Annotated in this window: 4 protein-coding genes; all 4 read left to right on the forward strand. The window is 55.5% G+C overall.

Annotated features, from left to right (window positions below; all coding sequences use genetic code 11):
• The first annotated feature begins 208 nt into the window (after positions 1-208).
• Positions 209-703: a signal peptidase II gene (gene lspA / locus V0288_RS05820; RefSeq protein WP_332864097.1), complete on the forward strand. Its 495-nt coding sequence runs from the start codon at positions 209-211 to the stop codon at positions 701-703.
• 232 nt (positions 704-935) lie between these two features.
• Entirely contained in the window at positions 936-2,105 is a 1,170-nt protein-coding gene (gene sat, locus V0288_RS05825) for a sulfate adenylyltransferase (RefSeq protein WP_332864099.1), read from the forward strand.
• Positions 2,106-2,286: 181 nt separating this feature from the next.
• Positions 2,287-4,419 carry a caspase family protein gene (locus tag V0288_RS05830; protein WP_332864100.1) on the forward strand — a complete coding sequence of 711 codons (2,133 nt, stop codon included), beginning with the start codon at positions 2,287-2,289 and terminating at the stop codon, positions 4,417-4,419.
• Between the two features lie 359 nt (positions 4,420-4,778).
• Complete coding sequence (locus V0288_RS05835) at positions 4,779-6,410, forward strand: DUF6930 domain-containing protein (RefSeq protein ID WP_332864101.1); 1,632 nt, start codon at positions 4,779-4,781, stop codon at positions 6,408-6,410.
• The last annotated feature ends 269 nt before the right edge of the window (positions 6,411-6,679 follow it).

The following is a 6,679-nucleotide window of genomic DNA, read 5'->3' on the forward strand; positions in this document are numbered from 1 at the left end:
TTTAGATACAATTCTAAAATCAAAAATTTATTAATTGAAATCATAATTTTTTTATAATAAATCATATATATAATTATTTTTAAAAATGTAGCCATTAGATAAAATTTAAAAATCCAGTATATTCCTAAACGAAGATATTTGTAAAACGAGAAACCTTACTATAATTCTCCCGCCTCCTGCTTCCTGTATCCTAACTCCTTAAAATCTAATGTTTCAAAAAAATCGTTGGTTTTGGATCGTCGCGATCACCGGTTTAGTCTTGGATCAGGCGACGAAATATTGGACGGTAAAAAGTTTCGAGACCGTGGGCGATACCTTGCCGATCCTGCCGGGAATCTTTCATATTACCTACGTGATTAATACGGGGGCGGCCTTTAGCGCGTTTCGCGGCGGGGTCGCTTGGTTACGCTGGTTATCCCTGTTGGTTAGTGCCGGGTTAATGGCTTTAGCGTGGTTCGGCCCGCGGTTAAGTAAGCTCGAACAAATGGCCTACGGGTTTATTCTCGCGGGCGCGTTGGGGAACGGGTTCGATCGCTTTCTCTTCGGGTTCGTAGTGGATTTTCTCGATTTCCGGCTGATTAATTTTCCGGTTTTTAATGTCGCCGATGTCTGCATTAATATCGGTATACTTCTCCTATTACTCTCCACCTTCCCGCGAAAATCGTCTCGATCGAGACCGGAAAACGAGAAAGATCGCCCCTGATCTCTCCCATCCCGGACTCTACTGAAGGATAAAGTAGGACATCCGAACTATCGCACGAACGGGCATCCTCCCCACTACCGAGGGATTAACCTTTGAAGAATACCGTTTCTATCAAGACGACACCGATATCTGGTTCGGGCGTACCAGATATCGGTCGATCGAGATACCGGCGATCGACGGACCGCGATCCCAACTTCTGATAGGATTATCCTGACAATGTAAAGAAATTTTTATGACCGTACCTACCGAGGGAATCGCGCCGCACGGCGGACAACTTATTAATCGTATCGCTACCCCCGCGGAGCGACAAGAATTTCTAGAACAGGCGGACAAACTGCCCCGAGTCACCCTGGACGAACGGGCCACCTCCGATCTCGTCATGATAGCGATCGGCGGTTTCAGTCCCCTGAAAGGCTTCATGGAACAGGACGACTACGAGAAAGTGGTCGAGGATATGCACCTGACCAACGGTTTACCCTGGTCGATCCCCGTCACCCTTTCCGTCTCGGAAGAAGTGGCGGAACCCCTCAAAGAAGGTAGCTGGGTACGCCTCGACGATAGCGAGGGGAATTTCATCGGCGTTCTCGAACTCACCCAAAAATATCGCTACAACAAGGCTCACGAGGCCGTTAATGTCTACCGTACCGACGATCAAAAACATCCCGGTGTGAAAGTCGTCTACGAACAGGGCGCGATCAACCTCGCCGGACCCGTATGGTTACTCCAACGCGATCCCCATCCCCAGTTTCCCAAATACCAGATCGATCCCGCCGAATCGAGAAAACTGTTCGCCGAAAAAGGCTGGCACACGATCGTCGGTTTCCAAACCCGCAACCCGATCCACCGCGCCCACGAATACATTCAAAAATGCGCGCTAGAGATCGTCGATGGGCTGTTCCTGCATCCCCTCGTCGGCGCGACCAAGAGTGACGACGTACCCGCGGACGTGCGGATGCGCTGTTACGAGATCATGCTCGATAAATATTTCCCGACCGATCGGGTGATCATGGCGATCAATCCCTCCGCCATGCGTTACGCGGGCCCGCGCGAGGCGATTTTCCACGCCATCGTCCGGAAAAACTACGGTTGTACCCATTTTATCGTCGGCCGCGATCACGCGGGAGTCGGCGACTATTACGGAACCTACGACGCGCAGTATATTTTCGACGAGTTCGATCCCGTCGCGCTGGGAATCGTGCCGATGAAGTTTGAACACGCGTTCTACTGCACCCGTACCGGGGGCATGGCGACGACGAAAACTAGCCCCAGTCTGCCGGAGGAGAGAATTCACCTGTCCGGGACGAAAGTGCGGGAACTCCTGCGGAAAGGGGAATTGCCGCCCCCCGAGTTCTCCCGTCCCGAGGTAGCGGCGGAACTCATCCGCGCGATGCAGAACGCGTAAATCTCTCGCGGGAATCGGCATTTCTTGTAGAGAGAGGAGATAGGAGCCGGTAATCGGGAGACAGGAGAGAAAATAAAGAATCATTCGCCGGTTCCGGTCAGGTTATTCTGTTTTCTCGCTTAAATTTTCGATCGCCGGCTCTCTCGCTTACCCGATAATTAGTTTGGCCGGAAATCGGATCATGAAAGTCACGCGGCGGGAATTCTTACGGGGAACGGGAATGAGCCTGTTCGCCCTGGGGGTCAGTTCTCTGACCCTCGATCGCCATCTTCGGGTTCTCGCCACGCCCGCCCCGCGCAAGTTAGCGTTATTGGTGGGGATCGATCGATACGGTTCGGAGCTCCTCGATCTCGAAGGTTGCGCGACCGACGTGGAACTGCAAAAACTCCTCCTCCAGTATCGTTTCGGTTTCCTCCCCGAAGATATCCTGACGTTAACCGGGGAAAACGCGACCCGGCAAGCGATCGAGACCGCCTTTCGAGAACACCTGATCGATCGGGCGAAACCCGAGGATGTGGTGGTCTTTCACTTCAGCGGGCGCGGCGCTCGGGTCGGTTCGGCTCCCCCGCGGGACTGTCTGATCCCCTTCGACGGGCCGGATAACCCGATTTTATTAGATAGCCTATTACTACTCGCCCGTTGTCTCCCGACCGAGCGATCGACCCTCGTTCTCGATACCGGTTTCGCCCCGTCCGAAACAACCGAGGTCGGCAATCTCCGCTCGCGCTCCTACCCCGGCGGGAACCGTCCCCTCGATCTAGCCGAATTCACCCTGCAAGAAGACATAAAACAACGTTATCAACCGAAAAATTCCCTTTTTTCCGGCGTTCTCGTTACCGCGACCGGAAAAGACGGGATCGCCGTGGAAATCGGCGGCAACGGTTGGAGCGCGGGACTGTTTACCTACTCTCTCACCCGCGCTCTCTGGACGGCGATTCCCGCCCCCGCGACCGCGATCGTCCTCAAACGTGTCGGCGAGTCGATCGAGAGTCTGATGGGAGCCGGCCGGGAACCGCTCTTCACTAACGGGGGAAAAAGCGAGCTTCTTTATCACATTCCGCCCGAAAAGTCAATAGGGGGCGAGGCGATTTTAACCCGTCTCATCGACGATCGCGCGATCGAACTGACGCTGACCGGTTTACCTCTAGAGGTGTTGGAAAACTACGGGATCGATTCGCGTCTGGTCGGTCGGGGCGCGGACGGGGAAGAAATTGCCGTCGCCCTTCTCTCGCGGCAGGGATTGACCGCCCGGGCGAAATTACTCTCCCCCGGAAATTCCCCCGCCGTCGGGCAGATCTTCCGGGAAAAACGCCGGGTATTCTCCGGGAAAATCGGGTTAATCGTCGCGTTAGATAGCGAGTTAAGCCGGATCGAGCGGGTGGACGCGATCGGGGCCTTCGCCTCCCTGCCGACCGTGGCCGCGGTGATCAACGCGGGGGAAAGACAGGTCGATTGTCTCTTGAGTCGGGACGGAACCGAGCAATCCGGGAGCTATCGCCTGCTCTCTCCCAACGGCTCGTTAATTCTCGGCAGTTTGGGCGCGGGAAACGAGGCGGTCAAGTCCGGGGTGAAACGACTCGAACCCCTGCTCGAAACGCTCCTCGCCCGGAAGTTATGGCGGTTGTTAGTGAACGGGGAATCGTCCGGGGTGGCGGCCGTCGTCCGGTTGGAAACCGCGGGCAAACTTCCCCTCGCCCGTCAGGATACCCGGGCGGCACTGCTGAAAAACTGTTTCGCGGGCGCGACGGCCGATTGTCCGCCGGCGAGCCTCCGGGAGAGCGAGAACCCGGCGCGACTGTCGATCGGGACGGAAATTCGCTACCGGATCGAGAACCAAGGAGAGGAACCGCTGTACGGGTTGATTTTAGGCATCGATAACGAGTTACACCCGCTTATCGTTTGCGATTGTCGGAAAAACGACGAGAATCCAGGCTCTCCGACGCGAAAATTCACCCCGTTCGTCGTCGGGCCGGGCGAGCGGACGATCGTTCCCGATTCTTCCGGCGGGTCGATGAAAGTTACCGCGCCGAGCGGTATCGTCGAGCATTACGTCATTCTCTCGCGCAAACCTTTAGAAAAAACCCTGGTGACGCTCAATAGCGCGCCGACGGTCGCGGGAACCTCCGAATCCTTTTTCCCCCTGCGCGAACCCCTGGAAGTGACCCGCGCCCTGTGGGAAGACACGCGGAGCGCGACCGAGGTGACGACGGACACCGCGGCCGGGGCGATCGATAATGCCGTTTTCGATGTCGGGACCTGGGCCGCTTTTCGGTTTATCTATCGGGCGCTCCCGCTATCCCCGAGTGCCGGTTAATCGCTCGAAAGCGATCGGGAAAACACGCGCCGCCGGACGGAAATCGCCGGCAAAAAGCGGAGAGCGTCCGTCCCCGGTTCTTCGGATCACTCGATCGAAGGATTGTATGGAATGAACTCTAGGAAAGGCGTTAAAATCTTAGAACAGATCCGCGAGTTGTTAGGATTCACCAACCCCGATCGAAAAAAGACGGGGATTGTCTAGACCGATCCGGGCGACGCGAGAGGTGAAGGTCGTCTGGAGACACAACTTGAAACGAGTTGGCCGGTTCTCGCCTTATCGGGAACAAAAACCGGTTTCCCGCCTCGGGAATGTCAAGCCGTCCTAGAAAGACGGGGTTTTCAACTCAAGAGTTTTCGATGAATCTTCTCCCTCGGACGACCCAACGCCGCCTTCAAAAAATACCGCAGATTGCCAGTGTTTGGGAAGGCGATCGCCGGCCGCTATCCTCGTCGAGAACCAACGACCGGGAGGAAGAGGGCGGGGAATGCGTGATCTGGGTGGATGGCTCGGAGGCTTGCGTTCGAGCGATGGATGTGGTCTCCCCGGAAGCCGGGCCGGAAGCGATGGTCAGAACGCTATTACGGGCGATCGAAACGCCCCAGAATCCCGCCCGTCCGGCCCGCCCCAAGAAAATCATCGTCCGCGATCGCGAGACCCAGTTTTTCCTGCGCGGGGTTTTACAGGATCTCGAGATCGCGATCGATTACGTTCCCGAACTGCCCCTGATCGACGAACTTTTCCGGGGATTCGAGGAATTTCACAATAACCGTCCTCCCGCCCTCCCCGAAGCCTGGGAAAACGCCCTCGTACAGACAGCCCGCGAACTCTGGAAAGCCGGCCCCTGGGAACTGATGGCCGATTACGATATCGTGGAAATCGCCATCGATCGCCCGGATCTGCCGTCGCTCTACGCTTGTGTGATGGGAATGCTCGGCCGCGAGTACGGGGTGATCCTCTATCGCTCTCTCGATTCCCTGAAACGCTTCCGACAGGCCGCCATCGAGGAAAAGTCGATGGAACGCATGGAAAAGGCTTTTCTCTCCCAGGATTGTTGGTTTTTGAGCTACGAGTTAGACGAGGACGAGGAAGAGGACGAGGACGAAGAGTACGATCTCGCCGATTTTCACCCGTCGCTGGTTCACCCGGTTTTCGGTAGCGTGCATCCCTACGAGGGAATCCGCCCCTATCTCGATGAAGAGGAAGCGAGAGTGGTGTATATCGCCCTCAACGTTCTTCTCCGTTTCTTTAAAGGCAATCAAAACGCTTTCTCGGAAGATCCGATCCCGGAACTTCACAAACGGTTCCGCGTACCGAGCGATCCGGCCCGACCGAAAGGGGAAACGGTTTCCGCGAACGCCTCCACCCTGCCGGAATTGCGCGAGGAATTCGTGAAAACGATGGAGGAATCGGGCGTGGGTTCCTTCCCCGATGACGACGGGGAAGACGGCTCGCCACTCAAGGAAGATCTCGTTCCCGACAACGCTCACCTGAGTTTGGGGATGGTTCCCTGGCATCTTCTCGAACAGATCCGGGAACGACCGAATCTCTACCATCAGGCTCGATCGTTCGCGACCGGGGGCGAGGGTTTCCCGGTGGTGATGATTCAAACCTCCCGCCCGAAAGCGAAGGAGATTATCGAGAAAATTCAACAGGCGGGCGGATTGGCGGGAATCGGCTTCAATCCGGGCGAAGATCCCTTCGATGATACCCGCTACGATCTCGGTATCCTGAAAATGGGTAACGGCGATCTCTATCTCTTCGGGGAGTTCGAGGACGACGATCCCGACCACCGAAACGCGCGACGCAACTGGGACAGACGTTGTAAAAGTACCAAGGGCCACTGCGGTCTGATTATCGCGATGGGAGTGACCGGTTCCTCGCGCGGCAATCCCCAATTGAGCGATATGCTGGGTCTGTTCGAGACGAAAACGATCGATAGTAAAGATCTAGATCTGGGCGTGTTAACGCTTATGTCCCATTTCGGCTGATCTTTTAGCGGGAGAGTAAAGAGGGGGCGTGAATTCTCGAAACCGGGGTAAACGCCGGTTTATCCCCCCGGTCTCGATTTCCGATGAATTCTTCCTTCGAGAAAAGACCTCCCGCGCGATTCGTTTTCGAGAGTCTACAAACTTCAAAAGCTGGAATTATAGCCAGATAAATAGTTTTTTCTCCCGGCTTTTAGCCATAAAATTTTTGATTATTTCTCCTGACTCCTGACTCCTGACTCCTGACTCCTGACTCCTGACTCCTTACTCCT

This window comes from Pannus brasiliensis CCIBt3594 (genome assembly GCF_036688125.1).
Lineage (GTDB): Bacteria > Cyanobacteriota > Cyanobacteriia > Cyanobacteriales > Microcystaceae > Pannus > Pannus brasiliensis.